This is a genomic window from Streptomyces ipomoeae 91-03 (genome assembly GCF_000317595.1).
Lineage (GTDB): Bacteria > Actinomycetota > Actinomycetes > Streptomycetales > Streptomycetaceae > Streptomyces > Streptomyces ipomoeae.
In genome coordinates, this window is the sequence record NZ_AEJC01000624.1 from 1 (window position 1) to 25723 (window position 25723).

General features: G+C 71.4%; 21 protein-coding genes and 1 pseudogene. 7 read left to right on the forward strand and 15 right to left on the reverse strand.

Features of this window, described 5'->3' with window-relative positions; translation table 11 throughout:
• The coding region (locus STRIP9103_RS40405) for an MFS transporter (protein ID WP_048821899.1) at positions 1–630 on the forward strand (630 nt) is incomplete at its 5' end.
• Between the two features lie 181 nt (positions 631–811).
• Here the strand turns inward: STRIP9103_RS40405 and STRIP9103_RS40410 are convergent.
• Positions 812–1954 carry a glycoside hydrolase family 6 protein gene (locus STRIP9103_RS40410; protein WP_009338261.1) on the reverse strand — a complete coding sequence of 381 codons (1143 nt, stop codon included), beginning with the start codon at positions 1952–1954 and terminating at the stop codon, positions 812–814.
• A 209-nt stretch (positions 1955–2163) separates the two neighbouring features.
• Here STRIP9103_RS40410 and STRIP9103_RS40415 point away from each other — a divergent pair, with 209 nt between their 5' ends.
• A complete protein-coding gene (locus tag STRIP9103_RS40415; protein WP_009338289.1) occupies positions 2164–2847 on the forward strand; it encodes a DUF5995 family protein in 684 nt (227 codons plus the stop codon).
• A gap of 100 nt (positions 2848–2947) precedes the next feature.
• Positions 2948–3874 (forward strand): LLM class F420-dependent oxidoreductase, encoded by a 927-nt coding sequence (locus STRIP9103_RS40420; protein WP_009338255.1) that lies wholly within the window; start codon positions 2948–2950, stop codon positions 3872–3874.
• 32 nt (positions 3875–3906) lie between these two features.
• On the opposite strand, the gene STRIP9103_RS40425 is transcribed toward STRIP9103_RS40420, so the two are convergent.
• The 11 genes and pseudogenes from STRIP9103_RS40425 to rpe form a co-directional block, all read right to left on the reverse strand.
• Positions 3907–5622: a flavin monoamine oxidase family protein gene (locus STRIP9103_RS40425; RefSeq protein ID WP_009338297.1), complete on the reverse strand. Its 1716-nt coding sequence runs from the start codon at positions 5620–5622 to the stop codon at positions 3907–3909.
• Positions 5623–5679: 57 nt separating this feature from the next.
• Positions 5680–6468: a carbon-nitrogen hydrolase family protein gene (locus STRIP9103_RS40430; RefSeq protein WP_009338282.1), complete on the reverse strand. Its 789-nt coding sequence runs from the start codon at positions 6466–6468 to the stop codon at positions 5680–5682.
• Between the two features lie 254 nt (positions 6469–6722).
• The gene (locus STRIP9103_RS40435) at positions 6723–7934 is read right to left on the reverse strand and encodes an MFS transporter (RefSeq protein ID WP_009338307.1); all 1212 of its coding nucleotides are present in this window, start codon (positions 7932–7934) and stop codon (positions 6723–6725) included.
• Between the two features lie 237 nt (positions 7935–8171).
• Positions 8172–8624: an Lrp/AsnC family transcriptional regulator gene (locus tag STRIP9103_RS40440; RefSeq protein WP_009338301.1), complete on the reverse strand. Its 453-nt coding sequence runs from the start codon at positions 8622–8624 to the stop codon at positions 8172–8174.
• 10 nt (positions 8625–8634) lie between these two features.
• Positions 8635–8817, reverse strand: a complete 183-nt coding sequence (locus tag STRIP9103_RS52500) for an amino acid permease C-terminal domain-containing protein (protein ID WP_411572453.1) — start codon at positions 8815–8817, stop codon at positions 8635–8637.
• Positions 8818–8821: 4 nt separating this feature from the next.
• Positions 8822–9428 (reverse strand): annotated as a pseudogene (locus STRIP9103_RS40445) (amino acid permease); the annotation flags it as partial.
• Positions 9429–9689: 261 nt separating this feature from the next.
• Entirely contained in the window at positions 9690–10229 is a 540-nt protein-coding gene (locus STRIP9103_RS40450; protein WP_324605716.1) for a GNAT family N-acetyltransferase, read from the reverse strand.
• A gap of 65 nt (positions 10230–10294) precedes the next feature.
• Positions 10295–11737, reverse strand: a complete 1443-nt coding sequence (locus tag STRIP9103_RS40455) for a GuaB1 family IMP dehydrogenase-related protein (protein WP_009338257.1) — start codon at positions 11735–11737, stop codon at positions 10295–10297.
• Between the two features lie 219 nt (positions 11738–11956).
• Positions 11957–12358 (reverse strand): barstar family protein, encoded by a 402-nt coding sequence (locus STRIP9103_RS40460; RefSeq protein WP_009338253.1) that lies wholly within the window; start codon positions 12356–12358, stop codon positions 11957–11959.
• Positions 12359–12693: 335 nt separating this feature from the next.
• Positions 12694–13737 (reverse strand): sugar-binding transcriptional regulator, encoded by a 1044-nt coding sequence (locus STRIP9103_RS40465; protein WP_009338266.1) that lies wholly within the window; start codon positions 13735–13737, stop codon positions 12694–12696.
• Positions 13738–13873: 136 nt separating this feature from the next.
• Positions 13874–14560 (reverse strand): ribulose-phosphate 3-epimerase, encoded by a 687-nt coding sequence (gene rpe, locus STRIP9103_RS40470; RefSeq protein WP_009338270.1) that lies wholly within the window; start codon positions 14558–14560, stop codon positions 13874–13876.
• Positions 14561–14718: 158 nt separating this feature from the next.
• Here rpe and STRIP9103_RS40475 point away from each other — a divergent pair, with 158 nt between their 5' ends.
• Together STRIP9103_RS40475 and STRIP9103_RS40480 are read left to right on the forward strand one after the other, a co-directional pair.
• Positions 14719–16893 carry an MMPL family transporter gene (locus tag STRIP9103_RS40475; protein WP_009338263.1) on the forward strand — a complete coding sequence of 725 codons (2175 nt, stop codon included), beginning with the start codon at positions 14719–14721 and terminating at the stop codon, positions 16891–16893.
• Positions 16894–16934: 41 nt separating this feature from the next.
• Entirely contained in the window at positions 16935–17567 is a 633-nt protein-coding gene (locus tag STRIP9103_RS40480) for a hypothetical protein (protein ID WP_009338311.1), read from the forward strand.
• Positions 17568–17651: 84 nt separating this feature from the next.
• Here the strand turns inward: STRIP9103_RS40480 and STRIP9103_RS40485 are convergent, their stop codons facing one another.
• Complete coding sequence (locus tag STRIP9103_RS40485; protein ID WP_048821901.1) at positions 17652–19082, reverse strand: RsmB/NOP family class I SAM-dependent RNA methyltransferase; 1431 nt, start codon at positions 19080–19082, stop codon at positions 17652–17654.
• A gap of 262 nt (positions 19083–19344) precedes the next feature.
• Positions 19345–20277, reverse strand: a complete 933-nt coding sequence (gene fmt / locus STRIP9103_RS40490) for a methionyl-tRNA formyltransferase (protein WP_048821902.1) — start codon at positions 20275–20277, stop codon at positions 19345–19347.
• A gap of 827 nt (positions 20278–21104) precedes the next feature.
• On the opposite strand from fmt, the gene STRIP9103_RS40495 reads away from it, so the two are divergent.
• The gene (locus STRIP9103_RS40495; protein WP_009338291.1) at positions 21105–21707 is read left to right on the forward strand and encodes a hypothetical protein; all 603 of its coding nucleotides are present in this window, start codon (positions 21105–21107) and stop codon (positions 21705–21707) included.
• Between the two features lie 494 nt (positions 21708–22201).
• The gene (locus STRIP9103_RS40500; protein ID WP_048820914.1) at positions 22202–23419 is read left to right on the forward strand and encodes an IS110 family RNA-guided transposase; all 1218 of its coding nucleotides are present in this window, start codon (positions 22202–22204) and stop codon (positions 23417–23419) included.
• Between the two features lie 89 nt (positions 23420–23508).
• Here STRIP9103_RS40500 and STRIP9103_RS40505 read toward each other — a convergent pair whose 3' ends face one another.
• Positions 23509–25659: a primosomal protein N' gene (locus STRIP9103_RS40505; RefSeq protein WP_048821904.1), complete on the reverse strand. Its 2151-nt coding sequence runs from the start codon at positions 25657–25659 to the stop codon at positions 23509–23511.
• Positions 25660–25723 lie beyond the last annotated feature (64 nt).

A 25723-nucleotide genomic window follows, 5' to 3' on the forward strand; every position in this document is an offset into this window, starting at 1 on the left:
GAGGACGAGGAGCCGCCGCCCTGGTTCGCGCTGCCGCCGAGGTCGGCGCTGCTGATCGGCGCGGTCGGGTTCTGCGCGGTGTTCGCGGAGGGGGCGGCGCTGGACTGGTCGGCGGTCTATCTGCGGGACGAGCTGGAGACCTCGGCGGGGCTCGCGGCGGCGTCCACCACCGGTTTCATGCTGACCATGGCGGTGGCCCGGATCGTGGGCGACGCGGTGGTCAACCGCTACGGCGCGGTCCGCACCGTACGGGCGGGCGGTGTCCTCGCCGCGCTCGGCGGTCTGCTCATCGTCGTCGCGAACAACCCCGTGGTGGCCATGACCGGCTTCGCCCTGATGGGCCTCGGCATCGCCGTCGTCATACCGCTCTGCTTCGCCGCCGCCGGCCGCAGCGGGCCGAACCCCAGCCAGGCCATCGCCGGCGTCGCCACCATCACGTACACCTCGGGGCTCATCGCACCGAGCGCCATCGGCGGTATCGCACAGCTGACCAGCCTGGTCGTGTCGTTCGGCCTGGTGACCGTGCTGGCGTTCGGACTCGCCGTCTTCGCGGGCGTGCTGCGCGCCGGCGACCGGGACCGCCCGAAGGTCAGTCGGCCGGACGCGTCGGTTCCCGACCCAAGGCCCTGAACCGGTCGGTCCAGGAAGTCGGTTCCAGAGGCCGGTCCAGGAAGCCGGTCCAGAGGGCCGGTCGCAGGGTGCCCGCGTCCATGCGGGCGAGGACGCGGGTGCCTGCGCGTACAACACAAGGCACCCCCATGGTCAGCAAGCGCTCAGTGGCCCCTGCACGGACCACGGGCACCGGGCCGCCTCACCCCTTGGCCAGCTCGTACGCGTACCCCGGCGAGAACGCCCCCGCCCTCCCCCGGCAGCCGTCGGACTCGCCCGGCAGTTTCACCCACAGATAGGCGTCGATGCGGGGCTCGCCGGTGGTGAGGGTCGGGGACCAGCCGAGGCCGCGCCCGTCGGGGTCGCACCATGCGCCGTCGACCGGGGCGCCGTTGCCGTTGCGGCTGGTGTCGATGACGGCGCCGAGGGTTTCGGGGCCGCCCACGGCGTCCAGAACCTCGCGGGTGTACGCGACCTCGGCTTCCGTGCTGTTGAAGTTGGACACATTGCTGAAGACGCCGTCGGAGGAGTCGGCCGAGGCGGCGCCCGCGAGGCGGAGCAGCGTGGCCTGCTTGTCCGGCGTGTTCCACTCGGAGTGCCCGGCGTCGTAGTAGACCCGGGCCTTGGGGTTCGCCGCCTTCAGAACGCGGCCGGCGCGGGCGAGCGAGGTGAGACGGTCGGCCCGCGCGTCGGCGGAGAGACAGTCGGACTGGGCGATCGCGTCCGGCTCCAGGATGACGATGACCTCGTCCGAGCCCAGCCCGGCGGCGAAGGCGTCGATCCAGGTGTCGTACGCGTCCAGGCTCGACGCCCCGCCCTGCGAGGCCCCGCCGCAGTCGCGGTCCGGGATCGCGTACGCCACGAGGACCGGAACCTGATCCTGCGCGGCACCGGCGGAGGCGACGGCCGCGACCCGGGAGGTGACGGTGGCCGGCGTCGGGTCGGTGAGCCAGACCGCGGCCGGTTGGTCGGCGATGCGGGACTCGATGACGGCGCTGCGCGGGTCGTCGGGGTTGTCGCGGACCCAGTCGAGGACCTGGGAGTCGGGGTGGCGGTAGAGCCGGGTGGAGTCGTCGGGCACGGGCTCGGTCCGCTGTTCGGTCTTCGCCGCCGAGGGTTTCACGTCGGCCTTCTTCGAGGGGGCGGACGACTTGGAGGGGGAGGGCGGGGGCGAAGTCCGTGAGGGAGAGGGCGAGTCCGGCGTCGGCACGGACGACCGGAGCCGGAGCCCGGGTGAGCCGCTGACCAGCGGCCTCGCCTCGTCGGTACCCGGCTCGCCGCCGAACGCGGTCATCATCCCGGTGACGGTGCCGACGACGGCCACCGCCGCCGCGCCCACCACCATGGCCTTGCGCCTCACCGCCCGCCTGCGCTCGGCCCGGCGTGCGGCCAGCCGCTGCGCGCGTAAGCCTGACACCTGGTGCTCCCCCCTGCTTCCCCGGACTGAGGTCTCCTCGGTTCCCGGTACTCCCGTCATGCCCGCGTTACCCCGTTCCGGGGAAGCGCCGGGCACGGCGGCACCGGTGTCAGCCTAGGGCTGGGACCCTGCCCCCTATGGCGCAGTTGGAACATTTCACCAATTCCGTGGACTCACTGGACACAGTCGTCTCCCGTATGCGTGCACTCGACGCCGCCCTGCCCGCGCGGGACGGGATCGCGGTCTTCAACCGTGTCTACCGCACCGTCACGGAGGCCATCGACCGGCGTCTGGACGCCGGTCGCTTCCCGGACGCCGAGGCCGCGATCACGCTCGACGTGTGCTTCGCGGAGCGGTATCTGAGGGTCGCCGAGGGTGGCCCCGCACCCGCCTGCTGGCGGCCGTCGCTGCAGTTCCGGCGCCATCCCGGCGTACGACCGCTGCAGTTCGCGCTGGCGGGCATCAATGCGCACATCGGGCACGATCTCGCGCTGGCCGTCGTGGACTCCTGTCGTACGCTCGGCTGCGAACCCGTCGATCTGGAGGACGAGTTCGAGCGTGTGGGCGACATCCTCGTGTCGCTGGAGGAGCACATCCGCGAAGAGCTGATGCCGGGCCCCGATCTTCTCCAGATCGCCGATCCACTCACCCATCTGCTGGGCTCATGGAGCCTGGAGCGGGCCCGCGAAGCCACCTGGTCGGCGGCCCGCGCACTGTGGGCGCTGCGCGGACTCCCGGACCTCGCCGAGGAGTTGGCCCACCGTCTGGACGCGGCCGTCGGACTGGCGAGCCGAATGCTGCTGACACCACTGCCGGACTGACTCGGAAGGATGCGTCCCGAACACGCCCGGGCGCCTTCGAACTCAGTTGTGAACGTTATACGTTCGACTTGAAAACAAACCTCGCAGAGGAGTGCACGGCATGGCGTTACGGCTCGGGCTCGCCCTTCCCCAGATGCGGCAGTACGACATCGGAAAGGACGTGCCCGACGTGGCGCGCACGGCCGAGACCATCGGCTACGACAGTCTCTGGGTCTTCGAACGCGCCCTCGTCCCGGAACGACCGTCGCAGGGCCTGTACGGCCTCGAAGGCCTCCCCTGGCCGGACCGGTACCGGCACGTGGCCGAGCCCCTGGTCACTCTCACCCTGGCCGCGGCGGCCACCGAGCGGGTCCGGCTGGGCACCAGCCTCATCGCACCACTGCACGTACCGTTCCAGCTCGCCAAGTCCCTGGCCTCGCTGGACTCGGCGAGCGGCGGCCGGGTGGTCGCGGGGCTCGGCACCGGCTGGTCCCGCGACGAGCACGCGGCGGCGGCCGTCCGGCCCTTCGAGGAGCGCGGCCTGATGCTGGAGGAGCTGATAGGCGTGTGCCGGGCCGTCTGGGGCCCGGACCCGGTGTCGTACCACGGGAGGCTCACGAAGATCGCCTCCGCCGCGGTCGGCCCCAAGCCCGCCCGGCCGATCCCCATCCTGCTCCCCGCGAGCACCGCGAGAGCCCGGCGCAGACTCGTCGACCACGCCGACGGCTGGCTGCCGGTCGGCCTCGGCGTCGAGGAACTGGCCGTCCAGTGGCGCCAGTTGCGCGACCTCGCCGCCCAACGCCGCCGCATCCGCCCGCTCCGCTCCGTGCTCCGCGTCAACGCGGAGTACCAGCCCAAGGCCTACGAGGGCACCGACCGCCACCCCTTCCAGGGCAACGCCCTCCAACTCGCCGAGGATCTGGCGGCCCACGCCGAACTCGGCCTCGACGAGATCTTCCTCGACCTCCAGGGCGGCCTGCGCGACGCCGAGGAACTCAAGGACGTGGCCGCGGAGGTGTACGAGTCGGCCCGGGCGATCGGGGTCTGAGCCGAACGACGGCGCGGGCCGCGGACGAGCCCCTAGTCCTCCGGGAGTTCCACCGGCGCGATCTCGTCGTAGACGTCGCCGGGCCCGGGGTTGGTCGCGTCGGTGGTTCCGCCGAGGTGGTACATGACGCCCCAGACGGCGTTGAGGGCGGTCTGGATCGCGCCCTCGGCCCAGCCGGCCGTCCAGGAGATGTCGTCGCCGGCGAGGAAGATGCCGCGCTTGTCCTCGGGGAGCCGGTCCTGCATGAAGTGCGTGAACAGGCGCCGCTGGTAGCGGTAGTGGCCGGGGAGGTTGGCCTTGAACGCGCCCATGAAGTACGGCTCGTTCTCCCAGGACACGGTCACCGGGTTGCCGATGATGTGCTGCCGGATGTCGACCTTCGGGTAGATCTCGCCGAGCGACTTCAGCATGACCTCCATCCGCTCGTTCGCGGACAGCGGCAGCCACTTCAGGCTGTCGTCGCACCAGGTGTAGGAGAGGCAGATGACGGCGGGCTTGTCGGGACCGTCGTCCAGGAGGTAGGTCCCGCGCGTCATACGGTCGGTGAGGGTCATCGACATGACGTCCCGGCCCGTCGGGATTCCCCTGTCGTCGACGGCCTTGTCCAGCCAGAACGGCCGGTCGACCGGCACGAAGAGCTTGCTGGACTCCATGTAGTGGGTCCGCTCGATCGCCGTCCAGTGGTCGATCGGGAAGAGCGAGTCGTCGCAGTCGATCTTCGACAGCAGCATCCAGGACTGCGCGGTGAAGACGGCCGCCTCGTACGTGCTGACGTCGCCGTTCGCGTCCGTCACGGTGATCCGGTTGCCGGCGGTGCGGTGCAGCCGGGTCACGGCGGGGCGGGGTTCGCCGTCCATGTGCAGGGACCTCAGGGACGTCCCGTACGGCCAGTGCACGATCTTCTCCGGCTCGCGCTCCCAGAGCCGGAGCGGGAGCTGCTGGCTGCCGCCGACGATGCCGCGATGGTGGTCGTCGGCCTCGGTGTAGACGACCCGCAGGATCTCCAGGATCGAGTTGGGGAAGTCCGTGTCCCACCCCCCGGTCCCGAAGCCGACCTGGCCGAAGATCTCGCGGTGGCGGAAGGACTTGAAGGCCTCGGAGTCGCAGAGGAAGCCGTAGAAGGTCTGGTTGTCGAGCTTCTCGACGAGCCGCGCCCAGATCTCCCGGATGCGCGGGACATCGCGCTCGCGCATGGCCCGGTTCATGTCGGAGAAGTCGGCGCCCTCTTCGAGGCACCTGTTCCACGCCTCGGCGACATCGCGGTAGACCTGCGGCAGGTCGTCGATCGTCTCGGCGTAGTGCGACTCGCCCTTGAGGTCGACGACGGTCGAAGGCGTCGCCTCCGCCAGGGGGTTGGGAAAGGGCCGGGTCTCCAGGCCCACCAGGTCGATGTAGTGCTGGAGGGCGGTGGAGGACGGCGGGAAACGCATCGCGCCCATCTCGGCGGTGAGACCTTCGGTGTTGGTCCCCTCGAAGCCGACCGTCCGCAGCCGCCCGCCGATCCGGTCGGCCTCGTGGACGACCGGTTTGAGCCCCATCTTCATCAGCTCGTACGCCGCCACGATCCCGGAGAGCCCGCCGCCGATGATCGCGACCTCGGTGCCGTGCTCGGTCGCCGGTATCTGGCCGAGCCCGGCCGGGTGGGCCAGGAAGTCGTCGTACGCGTACGGGAAGTCCGGGCCGAACATGGTGATCGGCGGCTGCTGCTCGTCTGCGTGCTCGATGGCGTTGGGCACGGTGGACGTCATGGGGTACGGACTCCTTGCACGGAAGCTGCCGGGTGAGGCTGGAAAAGGGCAGGGGGATCAGGCGAGGGACCCGTAGAGGCCGGGGCGGCGGTCCTTCAGGTACGGGTTCGCCTCGTGTGAGGCCACGAGGAGGGCCGGGTCGGCCTCGGCGAGGACGAGTTCCTCGTCGCGTCCGGCGCGGCTGCGGGCGATTCCGTCGGGCCCGGCGAGCGTGGAGAGCCCGACGAAGTCGAACTCCCCTTCCCGGCCGACCCGGTTGACATACGCGACGTACATCTGGTTCTCGAAGGCGCGCACCGGGATCATCGACTCGGCGACGAACTGGAACGGGTGCATCTGGGCCGTGGGCACCACGAGGAGGTCGGTGCCGGCGAGGGCATGGGCGCGGACGTTCTCCGGGAACTCGACGTCGTAGCAGATCATGAGGCCGACGGTCAGTCCGCCCAACTCCGCCTGGACGACCGGCTGCTCGCCCGGGGTGAAGTGATCGCGCTCGAAGCAGCCGAAGAGGTGGGTCTTACGGTAGTTCGCGAGGCGGGCGCCGTCGGCGGAGATGAGCTGCGCGGAGTTGAAGACCACGTCGCCGTCGCGCTCGGGGTACCCGTACACGATCGCGAGGTCATGCCGCCCCGCGATGTCGGCGACGGCGTCGGCCGAGTCGCCGTCGGCGGGCTCGGCGAGCCGCCCGATGCCGTCGCCGATCGCGTACCCGGTCAGGAACATCTCCGGCGCGACCAGCAGCCCCGCCCCCGCGGCGGCGGCACGGCCCGCGGCCTCGTCGAGCACCTTGTGGTTCTCGACGACCGAGCCGGGCCAGCCGGAGCTCTGGAGCAGGGCGATGCGCATGCGTGTTCCTCACCGGGACAAAGCGGGGATTGGGGATCACGTAGACGGTACGAGCGGCTGACCTGGGCGGACAAGCAGGAGCCGTTGCGCGCCGAGGGGCAGTTCGTTGCGTAGGGAACGGAGTGGGCGGCGATTCATTGCGCCGCCTCCCGACAACGCCCCGTGAGGGGCGCGAGGAACGGCACGGCGCGGCAAGCCACCACGAACCCGCAGCCGCGCGCCGTCCCGCGCCCCAGCCCTTCAGGCGCCTCCGTTCACCCGCACCAGCGTCTGTTCACCCGCACCAGCGCCGTCACCAGATAGGGCACCGCAAACAGGGCGAACGCGGTGCCGTGGGCATGAGACGCGGCGACCAGCGCATACGCACCGAAGACCGCGACCGTGGCCAACTCCGTCCCCATGCTCGCGACCGAGGTGAGGGTGGCCCGGCGAGGGCCCTCGATACGGTCCTGCAGCCGGGCGTCGGCCAGAACGTCGACGAACTGGAAGCCGCCGAAGGCGACGCCCACGAGAGCGACGCCGACCGGGTTGCCGGCCATCGCGCCGACGGCCATGGCCAGTGCCGACCCGGCGAGCACGCCCCCCAGCCCGGCCCTGCCGAGCCGCTCCCCCACTCCGGTCAGCAGGCTCCCGATCGTGGGGCCCGCGTAGATCAGCAGAAGCAGCAGGGGCACTGTCCGGTCGGCCACCCCGGTGTCCCGGACCAGCAGGGGCGTGTACTCGTCGAGGGCGCCCCACACCGCGCCGACGGCCGGTACGAGCAACAGGGCGCCGCGTACGGAACGGTCACGGCGGGCCTCGACGAGCCCGGTCCGCAGGGTGATGAGGGTGGTGACCCGCTCACCGCTCCGGGCCGCCTTCTCCCGGCGCTCCGGAAACCGGGTGGCCACAGCCGCGGTCAGCACACAGACCAGCACGCTCGCCGCGCCCACGGCCGGGTAGCCGCCGAAGTCGAGCACGGGACCGGCCAGCCCCATCGCCGCCATCACGGCGACCATGCCGACCGCCTGGGCCCGGCCGATCACCCGTGCGTACCGGTCGGCCGCGCCGAGCCGGTCCAACTCGTCGTACACCAGTGCCTCCAGCGAACCGGAGCCGAGCGCTCCGCGTACGCCCCAGAGCACGAAGCCGAGGGCGAAGGCCCCGTACGACGGCACGATCACCCACAGGGCGAACCCGACGGCGGTGAGCAGCGGCCCCAGCCACAGCAGCAACCGCCGGGAAACGGCATCGGCCCAGGCGCCGGACGGCACCTCCAGCACGATCCCGGTGATCGACCACAGGGCGAACAGCGACGAGACCTGCCAGATCGACAGCCCGGTGTCGCTGAACAGCAGCGCGTACACCGGGTAGAGCAACACGAAGTCATCGAGGAACGCGTAACCGTACAGCGTGACCGCAAGCCGCCGGACACCGCTGGTCCCGGTGGGCCCGGCGCCGGGCAAACGCGCAGGTGAAAGAGTCATGAGGCCTTCCCGCAGGAGCGATTCGGACGTCGAACACACGACGCCCGAGGCGGCCCTCGGGAGGCACGACTGGTGGATCAATGTCGCCAGGTCATGGGACCGATGGTAGGAGCACCACTTTGACCGCCGCCACCCAAAAAGGGGCGAGGCCCCATCGATTTGCGGCTACCGCCGCGTCGGCGGCGCGACCGGCCACAACGAACCCGCAGCCGCCGAAAAGCGTCCGGCCCCGAACTCTCAGGCGGGCGTCCCGCTCGAAAACCGTCGCACCAAAGGCGACAGCACGAGCACGGACTTCGTCCGCTCGACAAAGGGCTCCCCGGCAATCCGCTCGAGCACCCGCTCGAAGTGCCGCATGTCCGAGGCGAACACCTGCACAACAGCGTCGGCTTCGCCGGTGACGGTGGACGCCGCGACGACCTCCTGATACCGCTCCAGCCCCCGCTGTATGGTCTCCGGCGAGGTGTTCCGCCGGCAGTAGATCTCGACGAACCCCTCGGTCTCCCACCCGAGCGCGGCGGGGTCCACCCGAACGGTGAACCCCTTGATCGCTCCGGTCGCCCGCAGCCGGTCCACGCGGCGCTTCACCGCGGGCGCGGACAGGCCGACGAGTTGGCCGATGTCGGAGAAGGAGCGGCGGGCGTCCTCGGCGAGGGCGTGCACGATGCGTTCGTCGAGATCGTTCAGCACTGCGGGTGGTTCACTTCACTTCTGGTGTCGCGAGAGCTTCGTCCGCCGCGACTCCCAGCGTCGCGAGACGGGAACGGCGATAGCCGTACAGGAAGTAGAACACGAGACCGGCGGCCATCCAGAACCCGAAGACGACCCAGGTGACGGTATCGAGGCCGAACATGTTGTACGCGCAGAACAGGAAGCCCAGCACCGACAGCACCGGCCCGAACGGCACCCTGAAGGTGCGTTCCGACTCGGGTCGCCGGCAGGACGACGACCAGCGCGGGCAGGTCGATGATCCCGCCCTCACCCGGTGCCGAGGACAGGACGGCCGGGACGGTCACACCGATCGTGCCGTTCAGCAGCTCGTCCAGGTACTCGCCCCAGCCGACGGCGACGGCGGCCACCGACACGCCGTGCTCCAACACCAGACACCAGCCGCAGACCCAGGCGACCAGCTCGCCCATCGTTGCGTACGCATACGATGGGCGAGGAGCCGGCGACCGGGATGGTGCCCGCCGGCTCGGCGTACGACAGGGCCGAGAACAGCGCCGTGGGACCGGCGATCACGAACGCCGGGGTGACCGCGGGGCCGGCCTCCGGGACGGCGTCACCGAAGACGACGAAGATGCCGGTGCCGAGGGCGGCACCGATGCTGATCATGGTGAGCTGCCACAGACCGAGGGAGCGTCCGAGCGACCCTCCCTCACCCTGGCCGCCCTCCGCGACCAGGTGTTCCACGGGCTTGCGACGCATGAGGCGCGCCCCGACGCCGGGGGATGCGGGGGCGGCGGTCTGGCCTGGGTTCTGCGGGGGGGGCGCCTGGGTCGAGCACGCGCCGGCTCCTTGTCGCTGCCGATCGGGGCGGCGGGAACCGACGGCACCCCTGCGAGCAGGGACCCACCGAGCGGGGTCCCCGCACGCCACGTACGAGACGTACGAGACGTACGAGGCGACAGCCTATGAGGAACGGCGTTGCCCTTGTAATGCAGCAACCTTGCGCATCGCCGCAAGATCATTGCGTTCCTCGGTCCTGCACGGGTGTTCGTTGCACGACGGCTTTCGACCGTTGCGCGGGGCTGTTCAGAGGGGTTCTTCGACTCGGAGGAGTTCTTTGACGAGGAACACGCAGGGGTCGACGCATTCGCGGATCATGCCGTCGACGTCCTCGTACGAGTAGCGGTCGAGATAGTCGGTCAGGGCCCGATAGCCGAGCCGGGCGTAGAGGACAGCCGCCCGCGGATTGTCCTTGGCGACCCCGATGCCGACGACCGTCAGGCCGCGTTCCCGGGCCAGGTCCTCGGCGGCGCGCACCAGCGCGGTGCCGATACCACGCGAGCGCAGTTCCTCGGGCCGGACGGCGAGACCGCCGATCTCCGGGCAGTCGGGACGCGCGGCCCGCACCTCGGGGTCCGCGCAGCCGATCCAGCGCATCTCCGTGTGCCCGACCGGCCGCCCGTCCAGCCAGGCGACGAGATACGTGCACTGCCCCGCCTCCTGGCGTGCGAACCGCCGGGCGTGGAACGAGGTGCGGCCGGGCGAGCCCATGTACCGGTCGAGCAGCACGACATCGGGGGCCGTACAGGCGGTGATCTCCATGTCCCGACGGTAGAGCCCGCGCATACGCAACGGCCCCCGAATTTCCCGGCGAACGGGTCAACGGGGGCCGCACAAGGGGGCGTTGGGCGTCAGCTCCAGCTGGCGTGCAGCGGCTTGCCCTCCGCGTAGCCGGCCGCGCTCTGGATGCCGACGACCGCCTTCTCGGCGAACTCCTCCAGGGAGGCCGCGCCGGCGTAGGTGCACGAGGACCGAACCCCGGCGATGATCGAGTCGATCAGGTCCTCGACTCCCGGCCGAGCCGGATCGAGGAACATGCGCGAGGTCGAAATGCCCTCCTCGAACAGCGCCTTACGGGCCCGGTCGTACGCGGACTCCTCGCTCGTACGGTTACGAACGGCCCGCGCGGAGGCCATCCCGAACGATTCCTTGTAGAACCGCCCACCGGCGTCCTGCTGAAGGTCGCCCGGGGACTCGTACGTCCCGGCGAACCACGACCCGATCATGACGTTCGACGCGCCGGCGGCCAGCGCCATGGCGACGTCACGCGGGTGCCGCACGCCACCGTCGGCCCACACGTTCTTGCCGTACTTCTTGGCCTCGGCCGCGCACTCCAGTACGGCGGAGAACTGCGGCCGTCCGACCCCGGTCATCATCCGCGTCGTACACATGGCACCCGGGCCGACCCCGACCTTGACGATGTCGGCGCCCGCCTCGATCAGATCCCGGACGCCGTCGGCGGCGACGATGTTGCCCGCGACGATCGGTACCCGGGGGTCGAGATCGCGGACCAGCTTGATCGCGTTGATCATCGACTCCTGGTGGCCGTGCGCGGTGTCGATGACGAGCGTGTCGACGCCGGAGGCGAGCAGTTGCTCGGCCTTGCTCTCGAAATCACCGTTGATGCCGACGGCGGCGGCTATGCGCAGCCTGCCGTTCGCGTCGACGGCCGGGGTGTAGAGCGTGGCGCGCAGGGCGCCCTTGCGGGTGAGGATGCCGGCGAGGCGGCCGTCCTTGTCGACGGCGGGCGCGTAGCGGCGGTTGGCGTGGTCGAGGCGGTTGAAGGCCTCGCGGGGGTCGATGTCCGCGTCGAGGAGCAACAGGTCCTTGGACATGACGACTTCGAGCTGGGTGAAGCGGTCGACGCCGGTCAGGTCCTGGTCGGTGACGACACCCACCGGGCGGCGCTCCTCGTCGACGACGACGCCCGCGTTGTGCGCCCGCTTCGGCAGCAGGGCCAGCGCGTCGGCGACCGTCTGGTGCGGGGTGAGCACGATCGGGGTGTCGAGCACGAGGTGGCGGCTCTTGACCCAGGAGATGACGTCGGTGACGACCTCGATCGGGATGTCCTGCGGAATGACCACGAGGCCGCCGCGCCGGGCAACCGTCTCGGCCATGCGCCGACCGGCGATGGCGGTCATGTTGGCCACGACGAGCGGGATGGTGGTGCCCGTGCCGTCCGGGGAGGTCAGGTCGACGCCCTGCCGCGATCCGACGGCACTGCGGCTCGGGACCATGAAGACGTCGTCGTACGTCAGGTCGTACGCGGGCTGGATGTCATTGAGGAAACGCACGTGCCGCACATCCCAGTCGTTCAGAGGTGACCCCCTGGCAGGACCGCCAAGGGGAAGAGCACGTACTTCATTGTCCCATGTGGGCGGCTACGAGCGGCCCCGACGGATCATCCAGAGGACCCGTCGCCGCCCTCGGAGGATCCTCCGAACGATGTTTCGGAAGCCGTCAGGATGTGCCTGGCCATATGCCGGCCCTCGGCGTCATGTCGGCCCTCGGCGTCAGGAGCCCCCTCCCAGCGCCAGCACCACCCGCAGTTCGCTCTCCGTGCCGCTCCAGCGCTCCTCGGCCTCGGCGAACACCTCCTGCGCGATGCTCCAGTCGTTCGGCACGGCCAGGGCGAACTCCCGCCACCCGGTGACCATGACCAGCCATCCCCGTGCGGGCGGGGCCCACGACAGGTCGGCGAGGCAGTCGGCGAGGGCGTCCCAGTTGCGGCCGAAGTAGTCGGGCAGGCCGAGGGCGCGGGCGCAGCGGTCCATGAAGGCGGGCTTGTCCATGACCCCGCCCAGGTCCAGCTCGATGTAGACCCAGCCCCCGGCGTCCAGCACCTCGGAGAGCGCGCCGTCGCTCATCTCGAACACCGCCCTGTACGGCTCGTAGTGATCACCGCTGTAGTACATCCCGCCGTACCGCCCCGTGACAACGCGAGCACGCCGAACGCACGAGAGAGGGGCCCGACCGACGGGCACGAGGGGAGCGGCCCACCGCCGCAGACACTGATGGAGCGGCCCACCCGCCGAAGGCACTGGCCAAGCCGCCCGCCCGCCGAAAACACAAGGGCAGCGGCCCACCCGCCGCAAGCACTGGCGAAGCCACCCGCCGCAAGCACCGGCGAAGCCGCCCGCCCCCCGAATGCGCGAGGGGCGGTCCGCCGCAGCACCTGGCCGATGCCGCCGCGACCGCCCCTGTTCGGCTCGTCGCCCCCGTCAGGCCCCGCGGACCCCGTCGGACCGTGTCAGGGACCGTCCGGGTCGGCCCGGTTGAGCGCGGGGCGCGGGGTCTGACCGGCCGTCAGCAGGTAGTCCGCCGCCGAGGTGTCGGTGACGAGGCTGGTGACCAGGCCCGAGCGCAGTACGGCGTCGATGGCGGCGGCCTTGCGCTGGCCGCCCGCGATCGCGACGACCTCGGGGACCCGGCGCAACTGGTCGGCCTTGACGGTGATGCACCGCTCGCCGAGATCGCGCCCGACCCGGCGGCCCTCGGCGTCGAAGAGGTGCGCGGACATCTCGGCGGCGACACCGAGGGAGGCGTAGTGAGCCCGCTCCTCGTCGCTGAGCATGTCGTGCACCGTGGAGATGCCGGCCTCCCAGGAGCCGATGGAGACACAGGCGACCGTGACCTTGTCGAAGTACTCGAAGGCCCGGGCGATCCCGGTCTGGTTGCGCAGCGCCGCCGCGGTGGCCGCGTCCGGCAGCAGCATCGGCGCGTAGATGGGGTGGGCGTCGCCGCCCGAGACCTGCGCGGCCCGCCGTACCGCCTCGACCGAGCCGCGTTCGGCGGTCCCGGCGTCGTACACACCCGTCAACTGCACCACGGTGCACGGCGGCAGCCGGTCGAGGGCCGCCGCCATGTGGATGGTGGAGCGGCCCCAGGCGAGGCCCAGGACGTCGCCCTCGTTGACCAGTTCGCCGAGGAGGTCCGCGGCGACCTCGCCGAGGTTCTCCGGGTCGGGCGACTCCTCGGCGTCGGCCGGGGACTCGACGACCACGGCGTGCCTGAGGCCGTAGCGGGCGCGCAGGGCGTCGGAGCGCTCGGCGTCCAGCTCGGCGGGGACGCGGATCTCGATGCGTACGAGATCCCGTTCGAGGGCGGTCTCCAGGACACGGGCCACCTTGAAGCGGCTCACGCCGAACTCCTCGGCGATCTGGATCTTGGACTTGCCCTCGAGGTAGAAGCGGCGAGCCATGGCTGCCGCCTGAACCAGCTCAGCGGGTCCCATCCGCATGGCTGACCGGCCCGCCGACATACCCGACACGGCCATCTCCTCACTGCTCTTCACACATGGATACGCCGTTCATCCTTGCAGATCCGGCGTTTTCGATCAGCCGGAAGGAACGCCGTTCACGTTCCCTTGGCCCTGTGGTCGCCTGACCTGCCTCGATCGCCCCAGCGATCGCACGCTCGCACCCCCTGACTCAATGCTGGCAGGCCCAGGCGGCGGTCGCCGTGGCGGCGTCCGCCTGGGCGCGCAGCGCGCAGACCGCCTCGGCCGGGTCCTCGGCCCCGTACACCGCGGAACCGGCGACGAAGACGTCGGCGCCCGCCTCGGCGCAGCGCTCGATGGTGGACTCGGCGACGCCGCCGTCGACCTGGAGCCACAGGTCCAGGCCGTGCTTGCTGATCAACTCGCGAGTGCGGCGGATCTTGGGGAGCATGATGTCGAGGAAGGCCTGGCCTCCGAAGCCCGGTTCGACCGTCATGATCAGCACCATGTCGAGTTCGGGCAGCAGGTCCTCGAACGGTTCGATCGGCGTCGCGGGCTTGAGCGCCATGGAGGCCCTGGCCCCCTTGGCCCGGATCTCGCGGGCGAGCCGCACCGGTGCGGCTGCCGCCTCGGCATGGAAGGTGACGGAACCGGCACCCGCTTCCACGTACTGGGGCGCCCAGCGATCGGGGGCCTCGATCATCAGATGGCAGTCCAGCGGCGTCTCCGTCGCACGGGCCAGGGACTCCACGACCGGCACACCGAGCGTGAGGTTCGGGACGAAATGGTTGTCCATCACGTCCACATGGAGCCAGTCGGCCCCTTCGACCGCCTTCGCCTCGTCGGCGAGGCGGGCGAAGTCGGCGGACAGAATGCTGGGGTTGATCTTCGCGGCCATGTACCAAGCCTCCCATGGCGAACAGGGTTCGCGGGCATCGGTCCCCGGTGGAGGTGGTCGTACGCGGACTCCGGGCCGTCCACGGCTGAACGCGCCCCCGCCGAGCCGCACAGGTCGGAGCCCCTCGCCTCTCGCCGGGCACCGCTGCGGGAGCGGCCATGACGGAGACCGGGCAGGAAACACCGACGGGCGGCGGCCGGGGCATCGCACCGACGGGCGGCGGGCGGGGCGTCGCACACCTCGTCTGCGGGCGACGCGCCAAGTGGGCCGTGCTGGTGCTGTGGCTGGTGGTGCTGTTCATCGCGGCGCCGTTCGCGTCGAAACTCACCGACGCCCAGGACAATGACGCGGCGTCCTGGCTGCCCGGCTCGGCCGAGTCCACCCAGGTCCTGGAGGTCTCCGAGGGCTTCCGGCCGGAGCAGATCCCGGCGGTGGTCGTCTACGCCCGCGAGAGCGGCCTCACGGACGGGGACCGGTCGCGGATCGAGGAGGACGTACGGGAGCTCGGACAGCTGCGCGACCACGGAATCATCGGCGCGCAGACCCGTGGCCCCGTCTACGACCGTGCGACCGACCCGAGGGCCGCCCAGGTCCAGGTGCCGATCACGATGGACGAGAAGGGATGGGAGCGGATCGCGCCCGCCGTCGACTCGATCCGGGAGGACGTGGGTGAGAGCCGTGGTGGTCTCGCCGTGCACATCACGGGTCCCGGCGGTACGAGCGCCGACTTCTCGGAGGCCTTCGAGGGCATCGACTCCACTCTGCTGCTGTCCGCGATGGGCGTCGTCATCGTCATGCTCCTGTTCACCTACCGCAGTCCGACGCTCCTCCTGGTGCCGTTGCTCGCGGTGGTCGTCGCCCTGTTCACGGCCCAGGCCCTGATCTATCTGCTGGCGGAACACGCCGGCCTGACCGTCAACGGGCAGAGCGCGGGCATCCTCACCGTGCTCGTCTTCGGCGCGGGCACCGACTACGCCCTCCTGCTGGTCGCCCGCTACCGGGAGGAGCTGCGCCGGCACGAGGACCGTCACGAGGCGATGGCCCTCGCCCTGCACCGGGCGGGCCCGGCGGTCCTCGCCTCCGGCGCCACCGTCGTCCTGAGCATGCTGGTGCTGCTGGTCGCCGAGATGAACTCGACGAGCGGTCTGGGCCCGGTGGCGGCCATCGGCGTCGCGGTCGCCCTGCTGGCGATGATGACGCTCTTCCCGGCCCTACTGGTGATCTTCGGCCGCTGGATCTTCTGGCCGGTCGTCCCGCACTTCGGCACGGTCGACCCGACCGAGCGCGGCGTCTGGGCCCGCATGGGCCGTGGCATCGCCCGCCGTCCGCGGAAGATCTGGGCGGCCACGGCCGTCGTTCTCGCGCTGCTCTCGCTGGGCCTGATCCAGCTGCGCGCCGAGGGCATCGACAACGCGGACGCCTTCACCGGCACACCCGACTCGATCGTCGGCCAGGAGGTCTCCGCGCGCTATTTCCCGGCGGGCAGCGGCGACCCCCTCGTGATCATCAGCGACCAGGCACAGGCCCGCGAGGTGGGCCGCGTGGTCGCCGACACCTCCGGGGTCGTACCGGACTCGCTCGGCCTGCCACCGGGTACGAAACCCGCCCACGACGGCAAGGTCCTGTTCGAGGCGACCATGTCCGACCCGGCCGACAGCGAGGCCGCGAAGGACACCGTGGAGCGGGTCCGGGACGCCGTCCACTCGGTACCGGACGCCGACGCCCAAGTGGGCGGCGGTACGGCGGCCCTGCTGGACATGGACGAGGCGACGACCCACGACAACCTACTGATCATTCCGCTGGTGCTGGTCGTGGTCCTGCTGATCCTCGGTGCCCTGCTCCGCGCCCTGATCGCCCCGCTGCTGCTGATCGGGACGGTGATCCTGTCCTTCACCGCCGCGCTGGGCATCAGCGCGCTCGCCTTCCGGTATCTCTTCGACTACGCGGGCGAGTCGACGGACTTCCCGCTCTTCGTCTTCGTATTCCTGGTCGCCCTGGGCATCGACTACAACATCTTCCTGACCACCCGCATCCGCGAGGAGGCCGCCCACCAGGGCACCCGCCGGGGCGTGGTGACGGGCCTGGCGGCGACGGGTGCGGTGATCACCTCGGCGGGCCTCGTCCTGGCCGGCACGTTCGCCGCCCTCGGCACCCTGCCCATGGTCGCCTTCGCCGAGATCGGCTTCGCGGTCGCCCTCGGCGTCCTCCTCGACACCTTCGTCGTACGGTCCGTCCTGGTCACCGCCCTGTTCCTGGACGTGGGCCCGAAGGTGTGGTGGCCGCACCGGTTGGCGCGTGAGGAGGACAACCCCGGGACCGGCTCAGTGGTATGAAACGTCGTCCGACAGTGACGTACTGGGGTCTAGGGGGGCCGGTGAGCTGGTTCGACAACATCGTGGACAAACTGGAAGACGTCCTGGAGAAGGGTGATCCGGACCTTCTGTGGGCCCGCTGCATGGAGGCGAGTCACGAGGTCCGCCTCGCCGAGCAGGCACTCCGCGAGGCGGAGGAGAAGCGCGCGGCTGCCAGGGACCGGGCCCTGGCGGCGGACCTGGCGTCGGCACTCAGGAAGGATCTCCGCAGGGGCAGGAACGTCCTGAGCGTGCTGGACCTGCTGCGCGACGTGGGCGCGGACCACCCACACCTGGTCCGCGCCCTGCTCCCGGAGCTCTACGACTGCTGCCTGGGCGTCAACAAGGCGAGCATCTGGGGCCGCGAGATCCTGCGCGCCCTCGGCCGGACGACCGACTTCTACGACGATCTCGCCCCCTTGGTCACCGAGACCCTCAGCGACGAGGACGAGGTGGAGGACGTCTTCTCGATGAACGGCCTGGGCATGCTCCTCGGCGACATCGGCGACACCGCCCTCATGGAGGAGTGGCGCCGGGCCATCCGCTCCTCATCGGACGTCGACGTACGCGAACTCGCCGACGACTACCTGCCGGAAGACCCCAAGGACGAGGAGGAGGACGGCAAGGACCCCGAGGAGGCGGCGGAACGGGAGTGACGAGGCGGCGGAACGGGAGTGGGGCAGCGGCGGCTGCACACCGAGGGCCAGGGTGCCGACCACGGCGATCGCGACCGCGATCGCTCAGGCGGTACGGCGGATCAGCGCCAGGTACATCGCGTCCGTCCCGTGCAGATGCGGCCACAGCTGCACATCGGGTCCCTCGCCCAGCTCCGGTACACCCGGCAGCAGCGGCCTCGCGTCGATGACGTCCGCCGCGTCGCCGTACTGCTTGAGCACGTCCTCGACGACCGCGCGGGTCTCGGCGAGGTGCGGCGAACAGGTCGCGTAACCGACGACGCCCCCGACCCGTACGGACTCCAGCGCGGTCCGCAGCAGCGCCCGCTGAATCGGCGCGAAGCCTTCCAGGTCCTCGGGCCGGCGCCGCCAGCGGGCCTCCGGCCGGCGCCGCAACGCCCCCAGCCCCGTACAGGGCACATCCATGAGCACCCGGTCGAAGGCACCCGGCCGCCACGGCGGACGCGTCCCGTCCGCGGCGATCACCTGATACGGCCCGGGGTTGCCGTCGAGCGCCCTGGCGACCAGCCCGGCCCGGTGCGGCTGCTTCTCGGAGGCGAGGAGTACGGCCCCGCGTTCGGCGGCCAGAGCGGCGAGCAGCGCGGCCTTGCCACCGGGCCCGGCGCACCCGTCGAGCCAGGCCTTGTCGGGGCCGTCGAGCGGCGCGTTCGCGAGGGCGAGTGCCACAAGCTGACTGCCCTCGTCCTGGACACCCGCACGGCCTTCGCGTACGGCGTCCACGGCACCCGGCTCCCCGCCCTCGGCGAGCCGCACGGCGTACGGCGACCAGCGCCCCGCCACCGCGGACTCCTCCCGGAGCAGTTCCTCGGTGGTGGCCCGCCCCGGCCGGGCGACCAGGGTCACCTCGGGCCGCTCGTTGTCGGCTTCGAGCAGTTCCTCGATGCCTGCCCGCCCGCCGCCGAGCGAGTCCCACAGCGCGGACACGATCCACCGGGGGTGCGAGTGCACGACGGCGAGATGGTCCTCGGGGTCGTCGTCGTAAGGCGGCGCGACGCGCCGCAACCACCCGTCGAGATCGTCCTGCGCGACCTTGCGCAGCACGGCGTTCACGAACTTGGCACGCCCGTCCCCGAGCACGACCCGCGCGAGGTCGACGGAGGCGGACACCGCCGCGTGCGTCGGGATCCGCGTGCCCAGCAGCTGATGCACACCGAGGCTCAGCACATCCAGCACCGGCGGGTCGACCTCGCTCAACGGCCGGTCCACGCACTCCGCGATGACCGCGTCGTACGTCCCCTGCCGCCGCAGCGTCCCGTACACCAGCTCGGTCGCCAGCGCCGCGTCCCGCCCGTCGAACTTGTCGGGCCCCTCCTTCTCCCGGGCCCTGCGCAGCAGCGACGGCAGAACGAGGTTCGCGTACGCGTCCCTCTCGTCCACGGCCCGCAACACCTCGAAGGCGAGCATGCGGACGGGGTCCTTCTGGGGGCGACGGTACGGCTTCCCCGGCTTACGGGGAGAACGGGACTGCTCACTCACGAAAAAGGTGCTCCGGATATGGGATGCGATGCCATGACCAGCGTACGCCGCGGCAGGGGCGCGCCGAGCGCCGCGATGGGTTCCGGCGCGGGCCTCGGACGAGCCCCGGCGTGAACGTCATCGAAGCGAACCGGCGTGTGTTTCACGGGAACGAACCAATGCGGGCCTCGCGGGCGTGTGCCTCACGGGAACGAACCGGCGTGAACGTCATCGGAACGAGCCGGCGTGAACCTCATCGGAAACCGACGGGCAGTCCGAACGCCTAGTTCCCGACGGACTCACCGGAGGTGATCCGCACGCCGCGCGCCCAGTCGGCGGCCCGCATCGGCTTCTTGCCCTGCGCCTGCACCCAGAGCAGCTCCACGGCGTACGAGCCGGTCCCGACGTACACGTTGTTCTTGCCGACCTCCAGCGCACCCGGCGCGAGATCGGTCCGCTCGGGCACCGGCACGACGTGGATGAGCTTCAGCCGTTCCCCGCGGAACGTGGTCCAGGCACCCGGCGCGGGTGTGCAGCCGCGCACCACCCGGTCGACGCGGAGTGCGGGCGCGGCCCAGTCGATCTGGGCGTCCTCAACGGTGATCTTCGGCGCGAGGGTGATCCCCTCGGCGGGCTGTGGCACCGGCTTCAGCGTCCCGTCCTCGATCCCGTCCATGGTGGCGGCGAGCAGCCCGGCCCCCGCGAAGGCGAGGCGGGTCAGCAGATCCCCACTGGTATCGGTCGGCCGGACCTCCTCCGTGACGGTCCCGTACACCGGCCCGGAGTCGAGCCCCTCCTCGATGAGGAACGTGGACGCCCCCGTGATCTCGTCCCCCGCCATGATCGCGTGCTGCACGGGCGCGGCACCGCGCCAGGCCGGCAGCAGCGAGAAGTGCAGATTGACCCATCCATGAGCAGGCACATCGAGCGCGACCCGCGGCAGCAGGGCCCCGTACGCGACGACCGGACAGCAGTCGGGCCCGATCTCCCGAAGCCGTGCGAGGAACTCCTCGTCGCGGGGCCGGTTCGGCTTCAGCACCTCGATACCGGCCTCCTCCGCCCGCTGCGCCACGGGACTCGCGACCAGCCGCCGCCCCCGTCCGGCCGGCGCGTCCGGCCGCGTCACCACAGCCACCACCTCATGCCGCCCCGACGCCACCAAGGCGTCGAGAGCGGGAACCGCGACCTCGGGGGTACCAGCGAAGACAAGCCTCATCAGTGACTGTCGGCCTCTCGGACGGAAGTTCGTACACCCCCGCACACGCCATGCGGGACAACGCCCCAGTCTATGGCCCCCAACTCCCCAACCAACGCCCGGGCACAACCACCCGCCCCCGACACCCCTCCCCCACCCAACCCCTGCCCCAACCCCCACTCATCCCCCGCACCCACGACTGCCAACCCCAGGCCCAAGCCCCACTACCGCCCCCACACGACCCACACTCCGCTTGCCGACCCATACTCCGCTTGCCGGCCCTTGCAACCACACCCCACCTTGCTGAGCCTCGCGACCCACACCCCTCGCCGACCCCCACGACCCACAACCCACGCACCGACCCCCGCACCCCGCTTGTTGCTCATGGCCCGCAGTCCTATGCCCGTCACCTGCTTCCCGCAGCGCGCCCGACCCCACGCCCTGCCCCAGCCCCTGCCCCTGCCCCTGCCCCTGCCCCTGCCCCTGGACTGTTGCCCGGCCCTGGCCTCGGCCCCGGCCCCGGATACAGCCACGGCCACGGCTCCAACAGACGCCCGCTCCCCACGATCGGCTGCCCGCAGCCGCCAACGACGGCGCACCCCCACGGGAAACCCGCACTTGTCAGCCGACTCGCACGGGTGGTGCGCGGGTGGGCAAACCCGGCAAGCCCAGCCGCAGGCGGGGGCGCACCCTCCCCCACGCGCCCCGCGCATATGCCCCCACGCCCCCACCCCGTTACCAGCGGAGCGAATCCGCGTTGGTCAAGAAAGAGTTGACCACAAAGAGTTGACCATCACGGGCCGCATTCGCGGCACATCCTTTTCAACGCCGGTTCGAGAGGCTTGTTCATGGCCGACCACGCAACCCACGACGCCCAGGCTCGGGCCAGCCTGCACTTGCTGGTGCGGGACATCGAGCGGGTCCGCCGGCAGGTGGACGCACTGCGCACGCTGACCGCCCAGTTGGGCAACGTCTACCGCCCGCGCCGCTCCGGCCCCTCCACGGGCTTCGTCGTCTACGGACGCGCCCCCGCCCCGACCGTCCGCCTCGCCCAGGAGCTGCGGGACAGTGTCGAGACCCTGGTCACGGCGGCCGTGGACTTCGACCGTTCGCTCGGCTTCTCATGGGACGCGGTGGGCTCGGCCCTGGGGGTGACCAAACAAGCGGTGCACCGCCGCTACGGCGCCCGCCGCGCCGCCGCCCAGGCCGCCCAAGCCGCCCAGGCCGCCGCCACGGAGACCGAGCGCACGACAGAGCCCCAGGGCACCCGTACGGTCAATGTCGGCTCCGGTATCCCCACGGTCCCGGCCGCCCGCTCCATGCCGCCCCAGATGCCCGCGCAAGTGCCGACCCAGATGCCCACGCAAATGCCGACCCAGCCGACAGCGGGCAGCCCCACCCTCCGCGACGAAGTGAGACCCACAGCCTTCCCCAGCCCCCGCAACGGCTGACCACCCCCACCGACTGCCTCCCGACTCCCCACCGGGAGGCAGTCCCATATCGGCGTTCTCCACCGCCACCGCGCCCCGCTGCCGCTCTCCAAAGCCTCACGGATGACGACCTCGCCGACCGCATCCACGAGCAGGGCACCCCACCGCGCTCCCGCGCCCCGCGCCCCGCGCCCCGCGCCCACCGGGGCATCACCTCTGACCGACCACCGCAGCCCACACATCCGCAGTCCCCCGTTATGTTTTCCGCGGTCCTGCAAGAGGGCCGCTGGCCTCCGGGCCCGGCATGACTTTTGCCCCCTGTCGAACGGATGACCTGGGGGGGGTGGTGTCACCGGGCCCGGGAGGTGCCGTCGGAGACGCTGATCAGAGGTCCGGCCACCGCCCGGTCCGGCGCAATGCCGGACAGCTCGCGGGCGACAGGTCTGCATAACGTGGATGCGCGCGTACGACACCACTGCCAAGGCCAGCACGTTCAACTCCCTTGGAAGGGCGCGATGTTCGACACCGAAGACGTGGGCGTGTTCCTCGGCCTGGACGTCGGCAAGAGTGCCCATCACGGGCACGGGCTGACCCCGGCCGGCAAGAAGGTCTTCGACAAGCAGCTGCCCAACAGCGAGCCGAAACTGCGGGCCGTCTTCGACAAGCTGACCGCGAAGTTCGGCACCGTCCTGGTGATCGTGGACCAGCCCGCCTCCATCGGCGCCCTCCCCCTCACCGTCGCCCGGGACGCGGGCTGCCAGGCCGCCTACCTGCCGGGACTGGCCATGCGCCGGATCGCGGATCTGTATCCGGGCGAGGCCAAGACGGATGCCAAGGACGCCGCGGTGATCGCGGACGCAGCCCGCACCATGCCGCACACCCTGCGCTCGCTGGAGCTCACCGACGAGATCACCGCCGAGCTGACCGTGCTGGTGGGCTTCGACCAGGACCTCGCGGCCGAGGCCACCCGCACCAGCAACCGGATACGCGGCCTGCTCACCCAATTCCACCCCAGCCTCGAACGCGTCCTCGGGCCCCGCCTGGACCACCCCGCCGTCACCTGGCTGCTGGAGCGTTACGGCTCTCCCGCAGCCCTGCGCAAGGCCGGACGCCGCAGGCTGGTGGAGGTGATCCGCCCCAAGGCCCCGCGCATGGCCACCCGGCTCATCGACGACGTCTTCACCGCCCTGGACGAGCAGACCGTCGTCGTCCCGGGCACCGGCACCCTCGACATCGTGATCCCCACCCTGGCCGCCTCCCTGGCCACCGTCCACACCCAGCGCCGGGCCCTGGAAGCCCAGATCAACGCCCTGCTGGAGGCTCACCCTCTTTCCCCGGTCCTGACGTCGATGCCCGGCGTCGGCGTCAGGACCGCCGCCGTCCTGCTGGTCACCGTCGGCGACGGCACCAGCTTCCCGAGCGCCGCCCACCTCGCCTCCTACGCCGGCCTCGCCCCGACCACGAGGTCATCGGGGACCTCGATCCACGGCGAACACGCACCCCGAGGCGGAAACCGCCAGCTCAAACGCGCCATGTTCCTCTCCGCCTTCGCCTGCATGAACGCCGATCCCGCCTCCCGCACCTACTACGACAAGCAACGCGCCCGCGGCAAAACCCACACCCAGGCCCTCCTCCGCCTCGCTCGCCAACGCATCAGCGTCCTGTTCGCCATGCTCCGAGACGGCACCTTCTACGAATCCCGCACACCCCCGGACGTTGCACTCGCCGCATGACCCCAGCAAGCCCCAATCACCCCAAAACCGACAGGGATGCCTTGACGAAGGACATAGAGGCACCCCCCGATCCCCCGAGCCCCCGCTCCTCACCCGATATCCAGCGGATCCATCCGAATCCGCACCCCGTCACTCCCCCCACGCGCCATCCGCGCCGCCTGCGCACTCTTGAGCGCCGCCGCCAACGCCGCCCCGCTCCCCGGCGGCACCCGTACGAGCGCCCGCTCCCACCGCTCCCCCGGCGGCGGTGCCCCCACTCTCCGCTGCCGCCCGGCCTCCGTAACAGCAACCAGCACCGGCCCCAACACCTCGGCGTCGGGCGGCAGTTCGGCCCCGGCCAGGAAGTCGTCGACGACCCCGACCGCCCCGGAGACGGCGGCCATGCGCGACACCGGCGGAAAGCCCAGCTCGGCCCGCTCGGCAAGCTCCCGCACCGCGTGCCCCACCGGATCCCACCGTACGAGCGCCTGTACGGGCCGCAGTGTCGGCTCGGCGACCACGACGACCGTGCCGCCCGCCCCCTGGTCCCGAACGAGCGCGGCGGCCCCGATCCACCGCCGCAGCGCCTCCTCACCGGCCCGCAGATCGGGCCGTCCGAGCATGGCCCACCCATCGAGCAACAGCGCGGCGGCGTAACCGCCTTCGGCGACCGGCTCGGCCCCCGGTGTGCTCACGACCAGCGCGGGTGTCCCCGGCACCGTGTCCAGCACATGCTCGCGCCCGGAGGTCCGTACGGGCACGGCGGGAAAGGCCCGCCCCAACTCCTCGGCGGTCCGCCGCGCGCCCACGACCTGGGCCCGCAACCGGTGCCCCCCGCACTCGGAGCAGTGCCAGCCGCCCTCCTCACGCCCGCACCAACCGCACACCAGCGCTCCGGCACCCTCCCGCGCCTCCAGCGGCCCCGCACAGTGCCGGCACCGCGCGGGCTCCCGGCACCGCGCACAGGCCAACCGCGGCACGTACCCCCGCCGAGGCACCTGCACCAGCACGGGCCCGCTCCGCAAGCCGCCCCGGGCGACCTGCCACGCAAGACTGGGCAGCCGCGCCGCCCGCGCGGCCTCGTCCCGCGCCAACTCCCCGTCGCCCACGGTCCGCACCAGGGGCGCGGTGGCCCGGACCTGCTCCCTCTCGGCGACGATCGGCACGGCCCACCCGCTCTCGACGAGTTGGGCGGCCTCGACCGTACAGCTCCAACTCCCCAGCAGAAAGGCGCACTTGTCCCGTGCGGCCCGCAACTCCAACACCTCCCGGACATGCGGGAAAGGCGCGTTGTCGTCACTGTGGCCGGCATCCCCGTCGTCCCACACCACGACCAGCCCGAGGTTCCGCACCGGTGCGAACATCGCGGCCCGGGTCCCGACGACGGCCCGCACGGCTCCCCGTCGCACGGCCAGCCACTCCCGATACCGCCGCTCCTGCCCGGCCTCGGCGGTCAGCAGCGCATGCTGCCCTTCGCCCAGCAACCTCCGAAGCGCCTCGTCGACCCGCGCGGCAGGCCGCCCGGCCGGTACGACGACCAACGCCCCGCGCCCCGACGCCAGCGTCGCCTGCACCGCCCGCCCGATCTCCTCGGCCCAGTCCGGCCCCGGCAACGCGGTCCACACGGCCCGCGGCGCGCCCCCACCGGCCAGCGCCCGCAGAAACTCGGCCCCGCGCCCGTACCTCCGCCAGGACCCCACGTCAGGCGCGGCCGGAACCGGAGGCGGCTCTCCCATCTCCACGGCCTCCGCCCGGGCATGCCGCGGCGGAACGGCCAGCTGCAGCACATCCGCGAGACTCCCGGCATATCGATCCGCCACAGCCCTCGCGAGCCCCAACAGCTCCGGCCCAAGCACCGGTTCAGGCGAAACAACCTGTGCGAGCGCGGCCAACGGCCCGGCGTAATCGGACTCGGCAACCCGCTCGACAAGAAATCCGTCGATCAGCGAGCCACCCTCACGCCGCCCCTCCCGAACATTTCGCCCCCCGGCCCCGAAGCGAACCCGCACCCTGACGCCCGGCTGGGCGACGGCATCCAGCTCCTCCGGCACCGCATAGTCGAAGTACCGATCGAGATGCAGCACACCCTTGTCGACGAGCACCCGCGCGACCGGCAGCTCCTTGGCCAACGCGGCCCCCCGCCACGTCCGCGGCTTGGCCCTCGGCGCCTTCGCCTCCCGCACAGCCTCCCGAATGAGCGCGAGCTGCTCCGGCACCGCGCCCCCCGCGCCACCGCCGCTCTTCCCATCCTCGCTGCTCACACCTGCATTCTTACCAAACCCCACTGACAACGCCCGCCGCCCGAGCCCCCACCGAACGCCGACT